At 63.5% G+C, this 20,418-nt stretch carries 20 protein-coding genes; 3 read left to right on the forward strand and 17 right to left on the reverse strand.

Annotation, left to right across the window (positions count from 1 at the left end; all coding sequences use genetic code 11):
* From ACESMD_RS01120 to ACESMD_RS01130, 3 genes are all read right to left on the reverse strand, one after another.
* A partial coding sequence (locus ACESMD_RS01120) for a translocation/assembly module TamB (RefSeq protein WP_372609515.1) occupies nucleotides 1–2,774 on the reverse strand: 2,774 nt, incomplete at its 3' end.
* Entirely contained in the window at nucleotides 2,774–4,633 is a 1,860-nt protein-coding gene (locus ACESMD_RS01125) for an autotransporter assembly complex family protein (RefSeq protein WP_372609517.1), read from the reverse strand. The genes ACESMD_RS01125 and ACESMD_RS01120, both read right to left, overlap by 1 nt.
* A 58-nt stretch (nucleotides 4,634–4,691) precedes the next feature.
* Complete coding sequence (locus ACESMD_RS01130; protein WP_372609519.1) at nucleotides 4,692–5,528, reverse strand: hypothetical protein; 837 nt, start codon at nucleotides 5,526–5,528, stop codon at nucleotides 4,692–4,694.
* 256 nt (nucleotides 5,529–5,784) lie between these two features.
* Between ACESMD_RS01130 and ACESMD_RS01135 the strand changes: the two genes are divergently transcribed.
* A complete protein-coding gene (locus ACESMD_RS01135; RefSeq protein ID WP_372609521.1) occupies nucleotides 5,785–6,363 on the forward strand; it encodes a superoxide dismutase in 579 nt (192 codons plus the stop codon).
* On the opposite strand, the gene ACESMD_RS01140 is transcribed toward ACESMD_RS01135, so the two are convergent.
* Both ACESMD_RS01140 and galU read right to left on the reverse strand, forming a co-directional pair.
* On the reverse strand, nucleotides 6,360–7,709 hold the full coding sequence (locus ACESMD_RS01140; protein WP_372609523.1) for a UDP binding domain-containing protein: 1,350 nt from the start codon (nucleotides 7,707–7,709) through the stop codon (nucleotides 6,360–6,362). The two genes, ACESMD_RS01135 and ACESMD_RS01140, sit on opposite strands and share 4 nt — an antisense overlap.
* Nucleotides 7,710–7,712: 3 nt before the next feature.
* Nucleotides 7,713–8,603 (reverse strand): UTP--glucose-1-phosphate uridylyltransferase GalU, encoded by an 891-nt coding sequence (galU, locus tag ACESMD_RS01145; RefSeq protein ID WP_372609525.1) that lies wholly within the window; start codon nucleotides 8,601–8,603, stop codon nucleotides 7,713–7,715.
* A gap of 131 nt (nucleotides 8,604–8,734) precedes the next feature.
* Here galU and ubiG point away from each other — a divergent pair, with 131 nt between their 5' ends.
* Nucleotides 8,735–9,460 carry a bifunctional 2-polyprenyl-6-hydroxyphenol methylase/3-demethylubiquinol 3-O-methyltransferase UbiG gene (gene ubiG, locus ACESMD_RS01150; RefSeq protein ID WP_372609527.1) on the forward strand — a complete coding sequence of 242 codons (726 nt, stop codon included), beginning with the start codon at nucleotides 8,735–8,737 and terminating at the stop codon, nucleotides 9,458–9,460.
* A complete protein-coding gene (locus ACESMD_RS01155; protein WP_372609529.1) occupies nucleotides 9,457–10,122 on the forward strand; it encodes an HAD-IA family hydrolase in 666 nt (221 codons plus the stop codon). Before ubiG ends, ACESMD_RS01155 begins: the two co-directional genes overlap by 4 nt.
* 15 nt (nucleotides 10,123–10,137) lie before the next feature.
* Here the strand turns inward: ACESMD_RS01155 and ACESMD_RS01160 are convergent, their stop codons facing one another.
* From ACESMD_RS01160 to aspS, 12 genes are all read right to left on the reverse strand, one after another.
* The gene (locus ACESMD_RS01160) at nucleotides 10,138–10,899 is read right to left on the reverse strand and encodes a YciK family oxidoreductase (RefSeq protein ID WP_372609531.1); all 762 of its coding nucleotides are present in this window, start codon (nucleotides 10,897–10,899) and stop codon (nucleotides 10,138–10,140) included.
* A 17-nt stretch (nucleotides 10,900–10,916) separates the two neighbouring features.
* Nucleotides 10,917–11,690, reverse strand: a complete 774-nt coding sequence (gene ybgF, locus ACESMD_RS01165; protein WP_372609533.1) for a tol-pal system protein YbgF — start codon at nucleotides 11,688–11,690, stop codon at nucleotides 10,917–10,919.
* 32 nt (nucleotides 11,691–11,722) lie between these two features.
* Nucleotides 11,723–12,265, reverse strand: a complete 543-nt coding sequence (gene pal / locus ACESMD_RS01170) for a peptidoglycan-associated lipoprotein Pal (RefSeq protein WP_372609535.1) — start codon at nucleotides 12,263–12,265, stop codon at nucleotides 11,723–11,725.
* 82 nt (nucleotides 12,266–12,347) lie between these two features.
* The gene (tolB, locus tag ACESMD_RS01175; protein ID WP_372609537.1) at nucleotides 12,348–13,634 is read right to left on the reverse strand and encodes a Tol-Pal system beta propeller repeat protein TolB; all 1,287 of its coding nucleotides are present in this window, start codon (nucleotides 13,632–13,634) and stop codon (nucleotides 12,348–12,350) included.
* Nucleotides 13,634–14,647, reverse strand: coding sequence for a cell envelope integrity protein TolA (tolA, locus tag ACESMD_RS01180; protein WP_372609539.1), 1,014 nt, complete (start codon nucleotides 14,645–14,647; stop codon nucleotides 13,634–13,636). The genes tolB and tolA overlap by 1 nt, the downstream gene beginning before the upstream one ends.
* A gap of 9 nt (nucleotides 14,648–14,656) precedes the next feature.
* Entirely contained in the window at nucleotides 14,657–15,100 is a 444-nt protein-coding gene (tolR, locus tag ACESMD_RS01185; RefSeq protein WP_372609541.1) for a protein TolR, read from the reverse strand.
* 13 nt (nucleotides 15,101–15,113) lie between these two features.
* Nucleotides 15,114–15,791: a protein TolQ gene (tolQ, locus tag ACESMD_RS01190; protein ID WP_372609543.1), complete on the reverse strand. Its 678-nt coding sequence runs from the start codon at nucleotides 15,789–15,791 to the stop codon at nucleotides 15,114–15,116.
* Nucleotides 15,792–15,799: 8 nt separating this feature from the next.
* Complete coding sequence (locus tag ACESMD_RS01195) at nucleotides 15,800–16,141, reverse strand: YbgC/FadM family acyl-CoA thioesterase (protein WP_372609545.1); 342 nt, start codon at nucleotides 16,139–16,141, stop codon at nucleotides 15,800–15,802.
* Complete coding sequence (gene ruvB, locus ACESMD_RS01200; protein ID WP_372609547.1) at nucleotides 16,138–17,175, reverse strand: Holliday junction branch migration DNA helicase RuvB; 1,038 nt, start codon at nucleotides 17,173–17,175, stop codon at nucleotides 16,138–16,140. Before ruvB ends, ACESMD_RS01195 begins: the two co-directional genes overlap by 4 nt.
* Before the next feature lie 39 nt (nucleotides 17,176–17,214).
* Nucleotides 17,215–17,826: a Holliday junction branch migration protein RuvA gene (gene ruvA / locus ACESMD_RS01205; protein ID WP_372609549.1), complete on the reverse strand. Its 612-nt coding sequence runs from the start codon at nucleotides 17,824–17,826 to the stop codon at nucleotides 17,215–17,217.
* A 118-nt stretch (nucleotides 17,827–17,944) separates the two neighbouring features.
* On the reverse strand, nucleotides 17,945–18,484 hold the full coding sequence (gene ruvC, locus ACESMD_RS01210) for a crossover junction endodeoxyribonuclease RuvC (RefSeq protein WP_372609551.1): 540 nt from the start codon (nucleotides 18,482–18,484) through the stop codon (nucleotides 17,945–17,947).
* 6 nt (nucleotides 18,485–18,490) lie between these two features.
* Entirely contained in the window at nucleotides 18,491–20,272 is a 1,782-nt protein-coding gene (aspS, locus tag ACESMD_RS01215; RefSeq protein ID WP_372609553.1) for an aspartate--tRNA ligase, read from the reverse strand.
* Between the last annotated feature and the right edge of the window lie 146 nt (nucleotides 20,273–20,418).

Consider the following 20,418-nt stretch of genomic DNA (forward strand, 5'->3'; position numbering starts at 1 on the left):
CCGATCCTCACATCGCCATCGATGCGCCCTTCCAGGGTATCCATTCCGGCCACCAGGGTACGATAGCGGGAGATCCGAAGGTCATCGATGATCAAGCGCCCGTCGAGGCTTCCGACATCCACCGGATCATCGATACCCAATGCGAGTTGCAGCCGACCCGACTCTGCCAGGGTCAGTGACAGGTCGAGGTCTGCCCGGGTGGGATTGGCATCCACCTCCAGAGACAGACGTGACTCGGGAAGTTGCCAGGGTTGGCCATAGGCATCCAGGCCGGCGAGGCGGATCTCGCTCCGGACATCAAGATCGGCCTGCCACTGGGCCCCGCCCTGACGCCATTCCGCGCTCAGTTCGGCATCGGTGGCTCCGCCCAGGTCCCAGTTCTCGGGCATCAGGTCCTCGACCAGCGACATGGGCAGAGCGCGTATCCCAAGCACGGCGCTACCCTGCTCTGCCGAGGCATCGAGGGTTTCCTCCAGACACAGGGACCCACCCTGCTCACGACGCAGACAGAACGGCTGTACCCGGGCACTCCCTGCCGGAATGTCGACCTCGAAGGCCAGAGGCTCGGCGAGACGGATATCGCCATAGTCGGTATCCACTTCCAGGGAGCTCAGGCGACCGGCATAGCCCTCTCGCTCCGTCCCCATGGCACCCTCCAGGGCCAATGATGCTCGGGACAGCGGCATCCCCTCGCCGGCATTGGCATCGAGATCGAGACGGTGATTGGACAACCGGCCTTCCAGCACCAGGACGATGTCATTGAAGCGCTCCCCGGCGGCATTGAGCCGGTCGATGTCCAGCCGCACATCCATCTCGGGGTCCTCGAGCCCCATGACCGAGCCGACCAGGCGAAGCCGCTCAAGACGGTTATCGACGAAGGCCAGGCCATTGCCGGAGAGATCCAGGTCCAACTCCGGAGAGGCCAGGGAACCCGACGCCCTGAAGTCGCCCACCAGGCTGCCGGCCAGTTCATCGTGGAGATTGGCCAGGGCGGGAAAGTCAAGCTCACCGGAGACGTCAAGGCGTGATTCACTGACCCGACCACTGGCGTTGAGACGGTTCTTGGCCTGGCGGAAATCGAGTTGCTTGATGGTCCATTGCATGTCGCTGTCACCCGAGACGCTGGCGCGCAATGACAGGGGCAATGCCTGCAGCTCACCATCGATGGCCAGATCGGGCATCCGCAGGTTCCAGCCCGCCGGAGACTGGGCGAAGGAGAGGTTCACGTCACCGTCGAGACGCCCCTGGAGTCCATCGACGAAGTCTCCGGGATTGACATTATCCAGCCGCAGCAGCCCCTCGACGGCGAGATCGTCGGACCAGTCGACCCGTCCACGGCTCACCACCGAGGCATCACCGAGGCTGACCGAGAGTGGTGTCCAGGCAAAATGCTGGTTGTCGCCGGTTCCCGTGAGCGCCAGTCGGGTATAGGGCAGCTGCGGGCCCTCGACCATCAGCGAGGCGGCGAGACGATAGTCGAGCAGACTGCCCTCGAGACGCAGGTCGATATCCTCCACCAGCCAGGGCTCGGTGACGACTTTCTCATTTGCCTCATCTGCCTCATCCGCCTCTTGCTCCTCGGCGAGGGGTGCCTTGCCTGGCAAGGGCCACTGGATCAAGTCGCTGTTCAGGGCTGCCGTGAAGGGCAATGTCGGGTCGAGGGCATCCAGTCGGACATCCAGCGTCCCGTTGACGGGTCCCCTGAAACCGAGACTTCCGCTGAGCTCGGCCAGGCTCCCGGCGAGGGTCAGATCGAGGCGTTGGCCGGCCAGGTCGGGCATGATCTCGGGTAGCAAGAGAGCGGCTTCGAGGCGGACATCCAGGGGATAGTCATCCTTGAGCTCGACACTGGCCTCCAGGCGCGCATCGACATCGCGAGTGGCCACTTCCAGAGGCGTGATCTCGATGAGATGCCCCTCCCCCGACAGGCTGAGTGCCAGCCGCTGGACCCCATAGTCCGCGGCGCCAGAGACGGCGAAGTCCTCGACCAGCAATTCCGGCACCTCGAGACGCAGCGGCAGCCGAATCTCAGGAAGCTCACGACGCGGTTGCGATTCCAGTGGCAGGCTAGCCAGCCCTTCGAGTTCGGCGGCGGCCTGAGTCGGCAAGGAAGACTGCACGGCGATACTCGCATCGATAGCCTGAGCAGCCAGTCTGGAGCCTTCATGATCCGCCTCACTGAGCGCCAGACGAGATCCCGGCGACAGGGGCAGCAGCAGCCGGATACCGGCCAGGCGGGTGGGCAGGAGAGTCAGGGTGGACCCTTGCGCCACTGCACCGGTAGTGAAGTGGTCCCAGCTCAGGCGGGTGCCATCCACCAGCTGAACCTCGACGTCCAGCAGGGCAATGGAACGGATCTCCACCGGGAAGGGAAGGGAAATCGCCTCCAGTGGGGCAGCCGGCGCCGCATCGTCGGCCTCGTCCGGCGCGTCGGCGGACTCGCCGAGACGGATACGGGCCCCCTCCAGGATCAGGCCATCTAGACACAGGCGTCCACGCAGCAGGCAGTTCTCTCCCCAGGCCAGCTCGATGCGCTGGGCGGCGACTCTGGCAGGCCCGACGGTGAAGCGCAGATCATTGAGGACCAGGGTGTCCAGGGGAGCCCCCTGCGAGGTGTCCAGTTCATAGAACCCCCGGTTGGCCCCCTCCTCAAGCAACAGGCCCGTCCCCCAGGGGGACAACACCAGACCCAGGGCGAAGACCACCAGACCCAGAAACCAGAGGGGAAGAAAAATCACCAGGCGGAAGAATGCCCATATCAGACGTCGGACCATCAGAACTCCGGGCCGATGGCGAAATGCAGGCGCCACGAATTGTCCTCGTCATCGAAGGGGTGTGCGATATCCAGGCGTATCGGTCCAACCGGTGATACCCAGCGCACGCCAAGGCCAGCGCCGGTATTGAGGGCATCGGGGCCCCAGTCATCGAAGGCATCGCCGGTGTCGATGAAGGCGGCGCCCCACCAGTCGCCGGTGACGCGTCGCTGGAATTCGGCACTGGCAGTAAGTAATTGTTGGCCACCACGCAGCTCGCCCTGGGTATTTCTCGGCGCCAGACTCTCGTAGGCATAGCCGCGGATGCTGCGATCGCCACCGGTGAAGAAACGCAGGGAGGGCGGTATCTTGCTGAAGTCATCGGTCTCGATGGCCCCCAGCCCCAGCCGGGTGATGAAGCGGCTGTCGTCGCCGAACATGCGAATCCATTGGGTATCGCCGGTCAGGCGCAGGAAGTCTGCACTGGACCCCCAGAGACCGTCAGAGACCTCGAAGGCGATCCGTTGTCGGTCTCCCCATGTGGGGAAAGTCGGGTTGCGTGTCCGGGTCCTTGACCAGCTGACACCGGGATAGAGCAGCCATACCTGCTCCGACTCGTCCCCCTGGGTGAAGTCCTCGAGGGTGCTGCGCAGGTAGAGACTCTGGATCCAGCGGTTTTCGAATTCCCAGCGCCTGGCGGCTTCCACGGTGGCCTCCAGACTCTGGGTGTCATCGGTGTCGCGATGGCGAAACCCGTACTGGAAGCGGTAACTGTCCCGTAAGGGGTTGTCGAGCGGCAAGGTGTAGGCGCCGGTCAAACGCTGTTCGGGACCGGACAGGTAGAGGCTGTTGTCGAGACCATGGCCCTGCCGATTGATCCATGGCTGCTTCCAGGCGAACCGGGTTCTTGGCCCCACATCGGTGGCAAAGCCGACACCGATCTCGAACTGGTGACGATCGGCCGGTGTCAGGCTGACATCGATGGGCACCTCGGTGCGCGCGGCACGATGCAGGGCGGATACCTGTTCGAGGGCCGCCTGGCTGAGCCGGGGCTCTGCCGGTGGTGTCATCGCGAAGTCGGCGTCGAGTTCGAGTTCTGCCCAGAACCCGCTGGGAGCCTCGGGCAGCACCAGGCTCTCGGCGACATTCAGTCGAGGGCGCACGGTGACCGAGCTGAACCAGTTGGTCTGGCCGAGTCGCTGGTTGTAGCGGGCGAGTTTCCCGGCGAGGTAGGGATCCCCGGGGGGAAACGTCATCAGGTTGCGCAGCCGGTCCTCATCGATATGACTGCCGAACAGGCTGACCTCACCGAAGCGGTATCGAGGGCCGCTATCGAGGGCCAGATAGAGTCGGGCACTCTGATCATAGGGCCTGACCTCCATGCGCCTGTCGGTGAAGCGCCAGTCGAAATAGCCCCTCTCCAGGGACAGGTTGGCCAGACGGCCACGCAGGCTGTCATAGGGGGCATGGACCAGTGGGTCACCGACCGCCAGGGGGAAGACGCCGATGACCTCCCGGAAGCTGGCATCCTCGGTGGCATCGCCCTCCAGGCGAAGATCCAGGACCTCTATCCTTACCCTCGGGCCGGGGTCGATGACCAGATCCACACGCTCGGGGGTAACCTCGCCGATGATGTCCTGGACGACCTGGGGCTCGTAGTAGCCGTATACGCGCAACGCCTCACGGGCAAGACGCTGGATTTCGGATTCCAGCCTAGACCGGCTGTACTGGTCCGCCTCGATGCCCTGGAGATAGTTCCGAACATTGTCGGCCACCTCTCCTTCCAGGTCCTCAATGCTCGCCTCGATCGCCCATGTCGAGGACGACACGAAGAGACACAGCATCCCTGCACCCAAGCGTGTCAACACGCGTTTTCCCATATCAACGGCTTCCTGACGTTGGTTCGACGCTTTGCCGGTGGCGTGATTCACTGCGCCATCATGGCCGCAGGGCTTCCAGTTGGGCGCTCAATGCCAACTGGGCACGACGCAGTTCGCCAATATCCGATGCCAGGGCCGCTACGCGACCATCCATCGCAGCGATCCGTTCGCTGTCATCATGCCGTGATGAGGTCAGGGCTTCAACCTCTGTCCCCAGCCCGGACAATCGAGCCAATGCCTCATCCAGCCGCTCCTGGAGCTGCCCCTCGATGCGTGTCATGCGCTCCTCCAGAGCAGACGCCGGCACCTCGCCCTCCAGCCCCTCGACCCGGTCGATCAGACTATCGAGCCGCTCGGCATCCCGCTCACGTCGCTCGGTAACCGCGACCAGACGTTCGCCAAGGGCCGCTCGACCCTCATCTCCGACCCGTTCCAGGGCATCCAGGGAAGCCTGGGTGGCCGACAGCATGGCTTCACGGGTCGCGGCGGCTTCGCCGATTCTCACCACCCGTGCCTGCAGGTCATCGATACGCTCATCGATAGCGACGAATCGAGCGGACACCTGCTCCTGCATCTGCTCGTCCTGGCGCTCCAGGACATCCAGCCGGGATTCGACCCCGGCCAGGGCCTCACCCCTGCCCTCATCCATGTCGAAACGCGCATGAACATTGGAGACTTCACCGCTGAGTCGGGTGAGGTCACGCTGGAAGCGTTCACGCTCTTCCCAGGCCATCCAGGCCATCCCCGCCAGGGCGGCGATCAGCAGCAGGATCAGCAGCCACAAGGGCCAGACACGTGGTGGACTGGGGTAACGAAAACGATGGGGTGCCAGGCTGTCATCCGGGTCCGGGACGATGGGGCGCGCCTGCCGGCGGTCATCCGGGCGCTCTGCCATGGCCTACTCCTTTGATCTCGAGCGATGTGATCCACTGCGATTGACGGGATCGAGCCAGAAGCCGCCGGGAATGATCGTCACCACCGACATTGCGCCTTTCTTCAGATTGCGCCTTTCTTCAGGAAGGTCCCGGCAACTGTTTTATAGCCTTTTCATAGTGTAAGGTTTTTTTCATTCAAAACGTATCCTTGCCGTCCAACGCTTGCCCAGGCAAGCCGTCACCGATGTCTCGTCCCGCGTCCCCAGGAAGACCCAGATGGCCCTTGAACTCCCCGCCCTGCCTTTTGACAGGAATGCGCTCGAACCCTATCTCTCTGCCGAGACCCTCGACTATCACTATGGCAAGCACCATCGGGCCCATGTCGACGAACTCAATGTCCTCACCGAGGGCACCGACGAGGCAGGCAAGTCGCTCGAGAGCCTCATCCGGAGCAGCAGTGGCAGGCTCCTGAACCAGGCGTGTGAGGCCTGGAATCACACCTTCTACTGGCACTGCCTGTCACCCAGGGCAGGGGGAGAGCCCTCCGGGAAACTGGCCACTGCCATCGAGGGCCGGTTCGGATCCTTCGAGGTCTTCAAGGCGGAATTCCGATCCCGAGCCTTCGACCACTTCGGTACTGGCTGGATCTGGTTGATCAGGGCCGAGGACAGCGGCGTGGAGATCCTGACGACCCACGATGCCAATACCCCCATCGCCCATGGACAGGTGCCCCTGCTGGGCATCGATCTCTGGGAACACGCCTATTACATCGATTATCGCCATGCACGTGACAAGTACATCGAGAATCTCTGGGCCGTGATCAACTGGGATTTCGTTGCCCAGAATCTCGATTAAGGCCCCTCACCCGCCGATGTTCCCGCGTCGACGACAGAGATCCTTTCCGTCAGCGGATTCGCGCGCCGGCCAATCCCTCGATAGACGAGGCCCTGGGCGGCGACCCAGGCGGGATCATAGATGTTGCGACCATCGAGCAGCAGGCGCTCGCGGAGCAAGCCGGCAAGCCGTCCCCAGTCCGGATTCCAGTATTCCTTCCACTCGGTGACCAGCATCAAGGCATCCGCACCGTGACAGGCGTCGTAGGGGTCCACGTCGAACACCTCGAGCAAGGGGTGGTCACCGACCTCGCTCAGCAGCGAGGGAATGGCCGCCGGATCGTGAAGCCTCACCCTTACCCCCTGGGCCCATAGGGCGTCCAGCAGAACGAGCACCGGCGCATGATCGATGCGTGCCGTGCCGGGCTTGAAGGCCGCTCCCCAGATGGCCACGGTGCGACCCTCGAGGCGACCCCGGAAATGGGACCACAGCTTGCGGAAGAGCGTCTCCTTCTTGTGTTCGTTGATGTCCAGCACCTGGTCGAGGAGCAGCGAGTGTCTGCCGCTGGCCGACTGCACATCGGCGAGACGCATCAGGTCACGGGAGAAATTGGGCCCCCCGAAACCGCACCCCGGATAGAGGTATTCATAGCCGATGCGCGAGTCGGCGCCCATCCCCTGGCGGACATGTTCGACATCCACCTCCAGGGTGTCGGCCAGCCCGGCAATCTCGTTCATGTAGCTCAGGCGGGTGGCCAGCATGCCGTTGATGGCCAGCTTGGTGAGTTCTGCCGCGCGACGCGGCATGCGCTGAAACACATCGCTGCGCCGGTTGAAGGCCCGCAGCAGCTCACGCACCCGCGCCTCGGAAACCGCATCATCGCAGCCCAGCAGCCAGCGTCCGGGACGTGTGAAGGTCTCCCAGGCGCGACCCTCCTCCAGCAGATCTGGCAAGGCCACCGCCACGATTCCCTCACCGAGGCAGGCCTCTAGGCGCTCCGTCTCGCCGACCGGAAAGGTGGAATTGTTGACCAGCACAAGGCCCCGCGCGGCTCGCCTGACGAGAGTCGCGACCGGCTGAGCCAGGTCACCACGCTGCTCAGGTGACAGCGCCAACCAGAGCACATCGATGCCTTCACCGTCCGCCTCGCTCAAATCGTCTGCCTCGACGATGGAGAGGTTGCCGTGGGCACGGCTGTCCTCGAGCTGCATTGCCAGTCGCGGCTCCCTGTTCAGCCAGTCGGCCCGTGAGAGGCGAGACCAGGGATCGCCCGGATGGGGAATCCAGATGACCCGATGGCCGACCCAGGAAAGAGCCGCCGCCGCCGTGGCGGCAGCGAGTTCACTGCCGTGTACCAGTACCCGCATGGATCAGTCCTCGCCCGCATAGCGGGTCAGCAAGTCACGAAATCCTTCACCATAGCGGGCATGTCGCCGGCCATAGGCCAGGATGGCCTCGAGGTAGCCGAGCTGATGGCCACAGTCATAGGTCTTTCCGGACATGCGCCAGGCATCAACGCCCGCCTGCCGGCGCAGGGTCTCGATGGCATCGGTCAACTGGATCTCGTTGCCGGCGCCCGGCGGCGTCTCGGCGAGAATCGGAAAGATGGCTCCCGGCAGCACATAGCGACCGATGACCGCCAGGTCCGAGGGTGCCTCGTCAACCGCGGGCTTCTCCACCAAGCCGGACAGGGCCCGTGACTCACCGGGGCCAGGAATCTCGCCGCCGGTATCCACGATGCCGTACTTGTAGACCAGCGCATGGGGAACTTCTTCCACCATCAGCTGGGCGTGGCCGCTGCGCTCGAAGGCATCGATCATGCCGGCGAGGTCATTGCGGGCAAGCCCCTGATCGTCGACCAGCACATCGGGCAGCAGGACCGCGAAGGGCTCGGTGTCCCCGATGACGGGCCGTGCGCAGAGGACGGCATGACCCAGTCCCAGGGGCTCTGACTGGCGAACGCTGATGATATTGACGTCGTCGGGCACAATGGAGCGCAATTCCGCGAGGAGTTCATGCTTGCCCTTGGCCTCCAGGCTTGCTTCCAGTTCGAAATGGGTATCGAAGTGGTTCTCGATGGAGCCCTTGGACCCATGGGTCACCAGCACGATGTCCCGGATCCCGGCGGACACCGCTTCCTGCACCCCGTACTGGATCACCGGACGATCGACGATGGTGATCATTTCCTTGGGAATCGCCTTCGATGCCGGCAGGCAGCGAGTGCCGAAACCGGCAACGGGAAGCACAGCCTTCTTGATCATGATGAAATCCTTGTCCAGTAGCCATCGTCGAGACGGATGACGGTAGAATGGGTCATGATACCGAACGCGTTTCGACCTGCCACCGTGTCGGCTCGCGGGCAACCACCTTGATCGCGGAACGGAGAGGTCAGATGAGCAAAAGTCACAGCCGATCGGATAACGTCGATCCTCTGGAGATCGCCAAGTTCGAAGCGCTTTCGGAACGATGGTGGGACCCGGATGGCGAATTCAAGCCCTTGCATGACATCAATCCGTTGCGGCTCGATTTCATCGACGCCCGGGCGGGCCTCGCCGGGCGTCGGGTTCTCGACGTTGGATGCGGCGGAGGGCTGCTCGCCGAGGAAATGGCCCGTCGTGGCGCCGATGTCACCGGCATCGACCTCGGGGAGGCTCCCCTGGCAGCGGCCCGTCTCCATGCGTCGGAGACCGGCGTGGAACTTGACTATCGGTGCCTCAGTGTCGAGGCAATGGCCGAAGCGTCACCGGACAGCTTCGATGTGGTGACCTGCCTGGAAATGCTGGAGCATGTGCCCGACCCTGGCTCGGTGGTGGATGCCTGTGCCCGACTCGTCAAGCCCGGTGGACAGCTGTTCTTCTCGACACTCAATCGCAATCCCAAGTCCTATCTGTTGGCGATCATCGGTGCCGAATATCTCCTGCAGATGCTGCCCCGTGGTACCCATGACTACCAGAAGTTCATTCGCCCTTCCGAACTTGCCGCCTGGTGCCGAGAAGCAGGCCTCGAGGTATGCGAGCAGAATGGACTGGTCTACAACCCCGTGACAGGACACTACCGCCTGTCGTCACGGGATGTCTCGGTCAATTACCTGATGCATTGTCGACGAGACGACGAATGACCACCATCACCGACCGCCCTCGCGCCCTGCTGTTCGATCTCGACGGCACGCTGGTGGATACGGCGCCGGACCTCGCTCGAGCGACCAATGCCCTGCGCATCCACCATGGGCTGCCTCCCCTTCCCTACCCGGTCATACGCGCCCAGGTCTCCAATGGCGGAAACGCCCTGGTGACCCTGGCGCTGGGTTTCGACCTGGCTCACCGGGATCACCCGCAGGCACGGGCCTTCCTGCTCGATGCCTATAAGCGTCAACTGGCGATCGAGAGTCGCGTCTTCCCTCCCCTGGCAGTGCTGCTCAGCTTCTGGGAAGACCGTCAACAGCCCTGGGGGATCGTCACCAACAAGCCGCGACTCTATGCCGAGCCGCTGCTTGAGGCGCTGGGTCTCGTCCCCGGGGTTCTGGTATGTGCCGACGACCTGCCGGTGAAGAAACCCGAGCCGGAGCCGTTGTGGATGGCCGCCAGCCAGCTCGACACGCCTCCGGAGGATTGCTGGTACATCGGCGACCACCTGCGCGACATCCAGGCGGCTCGCGCCGCCGGCATGCCGGCGATTGCGGTGGGTTATGGCTATATCGACGAAGCCGAGGACTACCGCCACTGGCCGGCGGATCGATGGTTCGATACCGGCGAAGATCTGGCGTCCGCCCTGATGAACTGAGTCGCGTCCGTCGGCCTATTCCCTGGGTGGCTGAGCGTCGAAGGCCAGGCCGTTGTGGCCACGGCTGTCGGGTCCCAGCAACCACAGGTAGGTCGGCATGATCTCTTCTGGTGTTCGCAGGAGGCTCGGGTCCTCACCCGGGTAGGCGGTCTTGCGCATCCAGGTTCGGGTGGCACCGGGGTTCAGGCTGTTGACGCGGATGTTACCGAGGTGTTCCAGCTCATCGGCCAGCACCTCCATGAAGCCCTCGGTGGCGAACTTGGAAACCGAATAGGCCCCCCAATAGGCTCGACCCTTGCGACCGACGCTGGAGGAAGTGAACACCAGAGAGGCATCCTCGGAGGCCTTGAGTAGCGGCAACAGCGCCTGGGTCATCCAGATGGGCCCGTTGATATTGACCTGCATGACCTGATCCCAGAGCTCGGGATTGTACTGCTCGAAGGGCGTGATGCGGCCCAGCAGGCCGGCGTTATGCAGCAGGCCATCCAGGCGGCCGAATTCCGCCTCCAGGGTCTCGACCATGTCGTGATAATCCTTGAGCGTCGCCCCCTCGAGATTCAACGGAAAGATCGCCGGCTGAGGACCACCCGATGCCTCGATCTCGTCATAGACCTTCTCGAGCTTGGCAATCGTCCTGCCCAGCAGTATCACCGTGGCACCGTGGCCAGCACAGTCCAGGGCGGCCACCCGCCCGATGCCGTCCCCGGCACCGGTCACCAGGATGACGCGCCCCTTGAGCAGGTCGGAAGGTGGCTGGTAATCGATCTTGCAGCTCATCGATGCTCCTTGGTCGATCAGTTGACCGCCTGGCGGAGGAAGTCGTTGGCAAGCCCGGCGGCACTGCTTTCGGGATGGTTCTCGATAACCCGCTCGAGCAACTCACGGCTCTCGCCGGGTTGGCCCTGGCGAGCCTTGAGCAGTCCCAGCTTGTAGAGGGCGTCCGGCACCTTGTTGCTCTGCGAGTAGTCGTCGAGCACGGTCGTGAAGGCAACCTCGGCGTCATCGAGATTGCCTTCCGCCGAATGAAGCTCACCGAGCCAGTAATACGCATTGGCGGTCAGGCTGGTATCGGGGTAGTCGACCACGAAACCCTCGAAGGCACGGATCGCCTCACCGAACTCTCGTGACTGGACGTTGGCGAAGGCCGAATGGTAGGCCGTCTGGGCATCGGCATCCGCGCCACTCGGCGAGGGAGCCTCGGCCACCTGGCGGGCCGCGTCCTCATCGACCTGCTCCGGCGCATCGACGCCGATGGGCTCGGCCGTCGCCAGACGATCCTCCAGATCGAGGTACTGCTGGCGGGTCTGACGCCTGAGTTGCTCGAGCTGGTGGCGAAGTTCCTCGACCTGACCACGCAGTTGCTGCAATTCGCGCTGATGTTCCTGTACCTGATTGAAGAGCACCAGGCTACCGCCCGACTCCTGACGGGTTTGCGTCTGATCGTAGAAGGAACTCCGCTGGGCCGTGAGGTCCTCGACGATCGGTTGCTGTGCCACTGCGGGTAGCCATACGGACAACGGGAGCACCAGGGCTCCCGCGCCGCACAGTCCTTTCAGACCGTGTTTCATGCGTATCTCCATCGACGCGGGAATCGCGCCTCTCAGTAGGCGAAGATGACCCGGCGGTTCTGGGCATAGGCGTCCTCACTCTGGCCACGAGCAGCGGGGCGCTCCTCACCGTAGCTGACGACCTCCACCTGGGACGGCGAGACGCCCTGAATATTGAGGAACCTTTCCACGCCATTGGCCCGACGCTCACCGAGAGCCAGGTTGTATTCGCGGGTCCCCCGCTCGTCGGTGTGCCCCTGTAGCACCACCCTGGCATTACCGTTGGAACGCAGGTAACGGGCATGGGCGTTGAGTACCGACTCGAACTCGCTGCGGATCTGATCGCTGTCATAGGCGAAATAGATCGTGCGAACCTCGGGGATACGCGAGTCGGCCATCTGACCGCTACCCGCGCCGAGGCCAGTACCGCTGACCTGACCGGTTCCCGCCACGCCGGTACCCGCGGTACCGGTGCCTGTTCCGGCACCCGTCCCGTCCATGGAGCCGTCCTGGGTTCCTCCCTTGCCGGCACAACCCGCTATGAAGGCAAGGCTCAGGGCAATGGCTAGCGACCTGGTATAGGGCTTGAATTGCATCGTCTTACTCCTTGGTGATGGCAGTAGGAATTGCATCGTCTTACTCCTTGGTGATGGCAGTAGGCATCATCATGTGATCGGGTCAGTCAAGAAATGGTGACCACGCCGGTTCGCGTACATCACCCTGTGCTGCGGGCAGCCGGAAGGAGGCGCGTCCATCGGCCGATACCGCCCCCAGCACCCCATTGTTTCCCTGCTGGGTGGCGAAGATTACCATGGTCCCGTTCGGGGCAACACTGGGCGATTCATCCAGGCGGGACTCGCTCAGTACCACCAGCCGGCTGCTGTCGAGATCCTGCCGGGCCACCTGGAAGCCGTTACCGCTGCGGTGGATCAGGAAGATCGAATCGCCATCGGGAGCAAAGCGCCCACGGGCGTTATAGTTGCCGGTAAAGGTCAGTCGTTCGGCCTCCCCGCTGCCGAGTTGCAGGCGGTAGAGCTGGGGCTCGCCACTGCGATCCGAGGTGAACAGCAGGCTCCGGCCATCCGGCGACCAGTCGGGTTCGGTGTCGATGCTCGAGTTATTGGTGATTCGCTCGAAGGTGCGCCCGGCGATGTCCATGATGTAGATCTCGGGCTGGCCATCCTTCGACAACGCCATGGCCAGGCGACGCCCATCCGGCGACCAGGCCGGGGCACCATTGATGCCTTCGAACGAGGTGGCGCGCACACGCTGTCCGGTGGCCAGGTTCTGGATGTAGATCGCCGGACGATCGGTCTCGAAGGACACATAGGCGAGCTTGCTGCCATCGGGGGACCAGGCAGGTGAAAGGATCGGCTGACTGGAGCTGAGCACCTGCTGGCTGTTGCGGCCATCGGCATCTGCTACGTAGAGGGCGTACTGGATATTGTCGCCAACGCCCTGGGCCGTCACATAGGCGATGCGGGTCGCGAAGGCACCGCGTATGCCGGTGATGGCTTCGAATATCTCGTCACTGATGTAGTGCCCTGCGGCGCGCAGTTCACCCTGAGCAGAGGTCACGGTTTCACCGATCATTCGCCGCTCACCATTGACGTCGAGCAACTCGAACTGGAGGCGATAGCCATTGCCTTCCTGGCTGGCACGACCCACGACCAGGTAACGCACATCCAGGGCCTTCCAGTTGCCGTAACGGACCTCCCCGCTCTCGGCGGGACGCTCCATCATGGCGTCCCTGGGCAAGGGATCGAAGTAACCGCTTCGCGCCAGATTGTCATGGATCACCTGGGCCACGTCCTCGGGCAAGGCCTCACCGCCTGCGAAGGGCACCACTCCGACAGGTGTGGCACGGTCACTGCCACGCGTGATCTCGATCGTGAGATTGGCCTGGGCCAGGCTGCCGACCATCAGCAGCATAGCGGCCAGCCAGGTGGTTATCAGGAGTTTCATCAGCGTACTTCCCCGGGTCTGAATAGCAGATTGAATTGACGGTAATCCCGCTGGACCGATGCTGGCAACTGTCGCAATTCGGCGAAAGGTGCCGCGGCCTCCACCGCCTGGATGGCGGAACGATCAAAGGCACTGTCACCGCTACTTTGAGAGATCTCGGCACTGAAGAGTTCACCGGACGGGCCGAGGCGTACAATAATCTGGGCCGAAGCCCCCTGCGAGACGTTGGGGGGAATCACCCAGGCCTGCTCGACGGCGCGTTTCACCAGGTTGATGAAGGCGTTCGCGGCCTCCTGGCCCTGACGTGCCTCGGCGGCCGCCGCCTCTTCCTGGATGGCACGCTGGCGAGCCTGTTCGGCCTCTTCGGCGGCCAGCCTGGCCGCCTCCTCGGCCTGACGACGAGCCTCTTCCTCCCGACGCTGTTGTGCCTCGGTCTCCTGCTGGCGACGGGCTTCTTCCTCCCGACGCTGCTGTGCCTCGGTCTCCTGCTGGCGACGGGCTTCTTCCTCCCGACGCTGTTGTGCCTCGGTCTCCTGCTGGCGACGGGCCTCTTCCGCCTGGCGTTGCTGCTCCGCCTCCTGTTCCTGACGACGTCGCTCGGCTTCCTGCTGTTCCCGGAGACTGGCCTGTTGCTCGGCCTCTTGCGCACGTCTTTCCGCCTCGGCCTCGGCGGCCAGCCTGGCCTCCTCGAGAGCCTGACGCTCGGCTTCCTGTTGCCTCTGCTGTTCTGCCTCGGCGGCCGCCTGCTCCTCGGCTTGACGGGTCGCCTCCTCGGCCTGGCTGTCTTCCTCCGCCTGCCTCGCCTCGGCTCGCGCCCGTGTTTCCTCTGTGCGCTGAGCCCGATCGGTCGTGGTCTCCGTACTGACCAGCGTCGCCTGAACGATGGAAGACGAGGTTGGCTCGGGGGCGCTGGCCGGCAGGCTGATCACGCTTACGACCAGCACCCCGAGATGCAGAAGCAGGGCGAGGAGCGTCGGCAGGCCATAGCCTACGCGCTGATCATGACTTGCCATCTAGGCTCCTCACCCCTCGTTGGACCTCGGCGGTTCAGAGATCAGGCCGACATTACCCACGCCGGCCACCTGCAGGGTGCTCATCAGGGACACCACCTGGCCATAGGGCACATTGCGATCACCGCGGACCATCACCGGGGTGCCCGGACGACGGTCGAGGATGATTATCACGCGCTCTGCGATCTCATCCAGTGACACGGCCGTCTCGTCCTCCCCCACGGAGATGTAGTACTGACCGTCACGATCAACCGAGACGATGATCGGCTCAGTGTTCTCGACGTCCTCAATGGGTTCGGACGTGACCTGGGGAAGCTCGACCTGGACCCCCTGGGTGAGCATGGGCGCGGTAATCATGAAGATCACCAGCAGCACCAGCATCACGTCGATGAAGGGCACCACATTGATCTCGGCCATGGGCTTGCGACCACTGCCACGATTGAAAGGTCCTTGCATGGTGCGATACTCCTCAGGCCGAGCCGCTTTCGGCACGTCCCTGCAGATTACGATGCAGGATGGAGTGGAATTCCTCGGCGAAATCCTCGTACTTGCCCAGCAGCCTGCTGGATTCGGCGGATAACCGGTTGTAGAAGATCACCGCAGGAATCGCGGCGAACAGGCCCATGGCGGTGGCGATAAGCGCCTCGGCGATCCAGGGCGCCACGGTAGCCAGAGTGGCCTGCTGGGTCATCGACAATGACTGGAAGGAGCCCATGATCCCCCAGACGGTGCCGAAGAGGCCGATGTAGGGGCTGGCCGAGGCCACCGTGGCCAGGAATACCAGATGCAGGGTAAGGCGCTCCTCCTCCCGGGACCAGGCCACCCGCATGCTGCGCTGCACACCCTCGAGGATCGCCTGGGGGCTGCGTGTCTTGGGCAGCAGGCGATTGAACTCCCGGAAACCGGCACGGAAGACATGCTCGGCCCCCTGGGGCTCCTTCTCGCTGGGTGTCTCCCGGTAGAGCTCATTGAGATCGACACCCGACCAGAAGCGCTCTTCAAAGATCTGGTGGGTCTTGCGGGCACGGCGCAACGCGAAGGTGCGCTGGAAGATGACCACCCAGGAAAGAATCGAGCCCACGGTGAGAATCAGCATGACCACCTGTACGACGGTACTGGCACTCATGATCAGATGGAGTATGGACATTGAATCGTTCACTGGCATCCTCGTCGGGCTTGCGGTTGGGCGTCTTGCAGTTGCGCAGATGCTAAGGGGTCGGCCAGGACAGCGGCAAGCGCCATTGGCCAGGAACGCGGTTTCAGGGTGTCGACATCGAGACAGTCATCCAGACGGGCGGGCTTGGCATAACGGCATTCCAGGCGATGGACCACCAGCTGTATGCCGGCCTCGAAGAGGGAGCGCTGCGTAAAGCCGTGCTGGCGCAGCCACTCGCTGCGGGCACGCTCCATGAACTTGAGGTAATTGACGTAATAGACGATACCCCCGGCATCAGTGTCCTCGATATAGACGCGGACCGGCAGATGAAAGCCCGTCATGGTCGCACTTCCCCCTGCGCATCCTGAGAATGCCCGGCCGGGGCCATGCCGAAGTGTTCCCAGGCTTGACGGGTCACGACACGGCCACGGGCGGTGCGCATCATCAGGCCCTGCTGGATCAGATAGGGCTCTATGACATCCTCGATGGTGTCGCGCTCCTCGCCGATAGCCGCGGCCAGGGAGCCCACCCCCACCGGACCGCCGTCGAACTTCTCGATCATCGCCAGGAGCAGGCGACGGTCCATGTGATCCAACCCATGGTGATCCACGTGGAGCATGTTCAGGGCGAGATCGGCGATCTCGGCATCCACGCGTCCATTGCCGCGCACCTGAGCATAGTCGCGCACACGCCTGAGCAAGCGGTTGGCGATCCGCGGTGTCCCCCGGGAACGACGCGCCACTTCCAGGGCCCCGGAACGGTCCGTCTCGACACCGAAGAGATGCGCGGAGCGCACCACGATCTCGGTGAGATCCTCGATATTGTAGAACTCAAGGCGCTGGACGATACCGAAGCGGTCACGCAGCGGGGACGTCAGCAACCCGGCCCGAGTGGTCGCGCCCACCAGGGTGAAGTTGGGCAGGTCCAGCTTGATGGAACGTGCCGCCGGGCCCTCGCCGATGACGATATCCAGCTGGAAATCCTCCATCGCCGGATAGAGAATCTCCTCCACCACTGGCGAAAGGCGATGTATCTCGTCGATGAACAGTACATCGCCGGCCTGCAGGTTGGTGAGCATCGCCGCCAGATCACCGGCCCGCTCCAGTACCGGGCCGGAGGTGGACTTTAGCCCCACCTGCATCTCCTCGGCGATGATATGAGCAAGGGTGGTCTTGCCCAGGCCGGGGGGACCGAACACCAAGGTGTGGTCGAGGCTCTCGACGCGGCCCCGTGCGGCACTGATGAAGATTTCCAGCTGTTCCCTGACCCTTGGCTGGCCGATGTAGTCGGCCAGTCGACGGGGACGGATGGCGTAGTCGAAACGCCCGTCTCCCTCACGGTTCTCGGCGGCGATCAGGCGGTCATCTTCCAGCATGGATCTGCCTCGCGACCAGGCGGGTTCCCGGAAACATCATCAACCGGCCATCCGACGACTCAAGGCCGCCTTGATCATGGCCTCGGTAGACGCCTCCTCCTCGAGGCCGACCAGCATCCTGGCGGCTTCCGTCTGCTTGTAGCCCAGGCTGACCAGGGCCGCTTCCGCATCGGCCAGCGTATCATGCCCTGATGGCGCAAGAGCCCCCGTCGTGCCCGTAAGGTCCACGCCCGACCCCGCCGGCTCCCAGTGGGGGAAACGATCACGCATCTCGATGATCAGCCGTTCTGCGGTCTTCTTTCCGACACCCGGAAGCCGCGTCAACGACTTGGCGTCATCATCCATCACACAACGAATGAAGGCCTCTTCGTCCATGCCGGAAAGGATCGCCAGGGCCAGCTTCGCGCCGATGCCGTTGACCTTTATCAGGGCACGAAAGAGGGCACGTTCCTGCTCGCGGGCGAAGCCATAGAGCAGATGGGCATCATCGCGCACGCTGAGGTGCGTATACAGGGACACGGCCTCCCCGGTGCCGGGTAATGCCACCAGGGTATTCATCGAGGCTTCCAGCTCATAGCCGACACCCGCCACGTCTACCACCAGCCAGGGCGGCTGCTTGTCGATCAGGGTGCCACGCAAACGTCCGATCATGGGGCTGTCATATCCATTGGCAAGGAATTCTGCAGGGATGGGACCACTATACGGGTCACCCGAACGACAGGCCAGCCCAGCATCAAACACCGTTCGAAAATTTTCGTCACGTCAGGCTTCAGGGCTTGAAGTGCCGCCAGGAGACGCCCTTCCGTCGCGATGCATGACCGCCGAAGCTACCTCTGGTCATCAGTCCCTGCCGGGCATGGGCATGGGTCAGGGCGATGGCAAGGGCATCCGCGGCATCGGCCTGAGGCATGCCATCGAGGCCGAGGATGGCCGATACCATGTGCTGAACCTGCGCCTTGTCGGCGCCACCGGATCCCGTGACCGCCTGCTTGATCTGGCGGGGACCGTACTCGCTGACGGCAAGGCCATGATTTGCCGCGCAGACGATGGCGGTGCCGCGGGCCTGGCCGAGCTTGAGGGCCGAATCGGCATTGCGGGACATGAACACCTGTTCGATGGCGAACTCGACGGGACGATGCACGGCGATCAATTCACCGATCCCCGCATAGATCTGGGCCAGGCGCTGGGCCAGGTCATCGGCACGGGTGCGGATGCACCCACTGGCCACGTAACGCGGCGTGGGTGTCGTCACGTCCAGGACCCCGTAGCCGGTGATCCGCGAGCCGGGATCGATACCCAGGATCAGCATCCTTGCCTACTCGCCGACCGCTTCCACCCTGGCCTTCTGGCGCAGGCGGATATTGAGTTCCTTGAGCTGGTTGGCACTGACATTCCCGGGGGCGTCGGTCATCAGGCAGGCCGCGCTCTGGGTCTTGGGGAAGGCGATGACTTCCCGGATGGTGCGGGCACCGGCCATCAGCATCACCAGCCGATCCAGTCCGAAGGCCAGCCCGCCATGAGGGGGCGCACCATACTGGAGCGCATCGAGAAGGAAGCCGAACTTCTCCCGGGCCTCCTGCTCGCCGATGCCAAGGATCTCGAAGACGGTCGTCTGCATGGCCTGGTCGTGAATACGGATGGAGCCGCCACCCAGCTCGGTGCCGTTGAGCACCATGTCATAGGCTCGCGAGAGTGCCGAGGCCGGATCGGCCTTGAGCTCCTCGGAGCTGCAGGAGGGTGAGGTGAAGGGGTGATGCAATGGGCTCAGCCGGCCCTTGCCATCGGCCTCGAACATCGGGAAGTCGACGACCCAGAGTGGTGCCCACTCCCGGGTATAGAGATCGAGATCCTCTCCCAGCCTGACGCGCAGCGCTCCGATCGCCTCGCTGACGATGGTCGCCTTGTCGGCACCGAAGAAGATGATATCGCCATCTTCGGCACCCACCCTGTCGAGCAGTTGCTCGATCACGTTTTCCATGAACTTGACGATCGGCGACTGCAGGCCCTCCAGGCCCTTGGCACGCTCGTTGACCTTGATCCAGGCCAGCCCCTTGGCCCCGTAGATGCCGACGAACCGGGTGTATTCATCGATCACCTTGCGCGACAGCTTGGCACCGCCGGGTACGCGCAGGGCCGCGACCCGGCCATCCGCGGCGTTGGCCGGGCCGGAGAAGACCTTGAAGTCGACCTGGGTCATCAGGTCATCGACATCGGTGAGCTCCAGCGGGATCCGCAGGTCGGGCTTGTCGGAGCCGAAACGTTGCATGGCGTCTTGCCAGCTCATGCGCGGGAACTCGGACAATGACACGCCCAGGACCTCATCGAAGAGGCGACAAATCATCGCCTCGGTGATCGCCATGATGTCGCCCTCCTTCACGAAGGAGGCCTCGATATCGATCTGGGTGAATTCCGGCTGGCGGTCGGCGCGCAGGTCTTCGTCACGGAAACACTTGGCTATCTGGTAGTAGCGGTCGAAGCCGGCCACCATCAGCAACTGCTTGAAGAGCTGGGGGGACTGGGGCAGGGCGAAGAAACTGCCGGCATGGGTGCGGCTCGGCACCAGATAGTCGCGAGCGCCCTCCGGTGTGGCTCGTGTCAGGATCGGGGTCTCGATATCCAGGAACCCCTGCCCTTCCAGGAAGGCGCGTACCGTGTGGGAGATCCGCGAGCGCAGGCGCAGCTTCTCGATCATCTCCGGGCGGCGCAGGTCGATGTAGCGGTGCTTGAGACGCACCTCCTCGCCCACCTTGCCATGCTCGTCGAGCTGGAAGGGAGGGGTCGCAGCGATATTGAGGACCTCGACCTCACTGGCCAGCACCTCGATCATGCCGGTGGGCATGTTGGGGTTCTGGGTCCCTTCCGGGCGCAGCCTCACGCGTCCCTCGATGCGCAGCACAAACTCATTGCGGGCGCGGTCGGCATTGGCGAAGGCCTCGGCGGTGTCGGGGTCAACCACGACCTGAGCGATACCGTCGCGATCGCGCATGTCGAGGAAGATCACTCCGCCGTGGTCACGGCGGCGGTGTACCCAGCCGCACAGGGTGACCGTCTGGTCCACCAGGGTCTCGTTCAGCTGGCCGCAATAATGGCTGCGCATGTCATATCCTGTTGTGTTGCGTTAACGATCATCGTGAATCGGGGGGAAAGACGGGGGCTGGGCCGCTCTGCTCGTCATCAGGCGGCGGTACCACCGGTGGTCGCCTTGGCCTTTGGCGTTTCCTTGCCCTTTGGTGTTTCCTTGCC

This window comes from Halomonas sp. (genome assembly GCF_041689495.1).
GTDB lineage: Bacteria > Pseudomonadota > Gammaproteobacteria > Pseudomonadales > Halomonadaceae > Halomonas.

Bases quoted from the DNA above. Each gene is read 5' to 3' on its own strand.
- tolB (WP_372609537.1), bottom strand. From the start codon at position 13,634: ATGAAACTCCTGATAACCACCTGGCTGGCCGCTATGCTGCTGATGGTC.
- ruvB (WP_372609547.1), bottom strand. From the start codon at position 17,175: ATGCTGGAAGATGACCGCCTGATCGCCGCCGAGAACCGTGAGGGAGAC.
- ACESMD_RS01195 (WP_372609545.1), bottom strand. From the start codon at position 16,141: ATGACGGGCTTTCATCTGCCGGTCCGCGTCTATATCGAGGACACTGAT.
- ACESMD_RS01160 (WP_372609531.1), bottom strand. From the start codon at position 10,899: ATGAGCTGCAAGATCGATTACCAGCCACCTTCCGACCTGCTCAAGGGG.
- ubiG (WP_372609527.1), top strand. From the start codon at position 8,735: ATGAGCAAAAGTCACAGCCGATCGGATAACGTCGATCCTCTGGAGATC.
- ACESMD_RS01140 (WP_372609523.1), bottom strand. From the start codon at position 7,709: ATGCGGGTACTGGTACACGGCAGTGAACTCGCTGCCGCCACGGCGGCG.
- tolQ (WP_372609543.1), bottom strand. From the start codon at position 15,791: ATGTCCATACTCCATCTGATCATGAGTGCCAGTACCGTCGTACAGGTG.
- galU (WP_372609525.1), bottom strand. From the start codon at position 8,603: ATGATCAAGAAGGCTGTGCTTCCCGTTGCCGGTTTCGGCACTCGCTGC.
- ybgF (WP_372609533.1), bottom strand. From the start codon at position 11,690: ATGAAACACGGTCTGAAAGGACTGTGCGGCGCGGGAGCCCTGGTGCTC.
- ACESMD_RS01130 (WP_372609519.1), bottom strand. From the start codon at position 5,528: ATGGCAGAGCGCCCGGATGACCGCCGGCAGGCGCGCCCCATCGTCCCG.
- aspS (WP_372609553.1), bottom strand. From the start codon at position 20,272: ATGCGCAGCCATTATTGCGGCCAGCTGAACGAGACCCTGGTGGACCAG.
- ACESMD_RS01125 (WP_372609517.1), bottom strand. From the start codon at position 4,633: ATGGGAAAACGCGTGTTGACACGCTTGGGTGCAGGGATGCTGTGTCTC.
- tolA (WP_372609539.1), bottom strand. From the start codon at position 14,647: ATGGCAAGTCATGATCAGCGCGTAGGCTATGGCCTGCCGACGCTCCTC.
- ACESMD_RS01155 (WP_372609529.1), top strand. From the start codon at position 9,457: ATGACCACCATCACCGACCGCCCTCGCGCCCTGCTGTTCGATCTCGAC.
- ruvA (WP_372609549.1), bottom strand. From the start codon at position 17,826: ATGATCGGACGTTTGCGTGGCACCCTGATCGACAAGCAGCCGCCCTGG.
- pal (WP_372609535.1), bottom strand. From the start codon at position 12,265: ATGCAATTCAAGCCCTATACCAGGTCGCTAGCCATTGCCCTGAGCCTT.
- ruvC (WP_372609551.1), bottom strand. From the start codon at position 18,484: ATGCTGATCCTGGGTATCGATCCCGGCTCGCGGATCACCGGCTACGGG.
- tolR (WP_372609541.1), bottom strand. From the start codon at position 15,100: ATGCAAGGACCTTTCAATCGTGGCAGTGGTCGCAAGCCCATGGCCGAG.
- ACESMD_RS01135 (WP_372609521.1), top strand. From the start codon at position 5,785: ATGGCCCTTGAACTCCCCGCCCTGCCTTTTGACAGGAATGCGCTCGAA.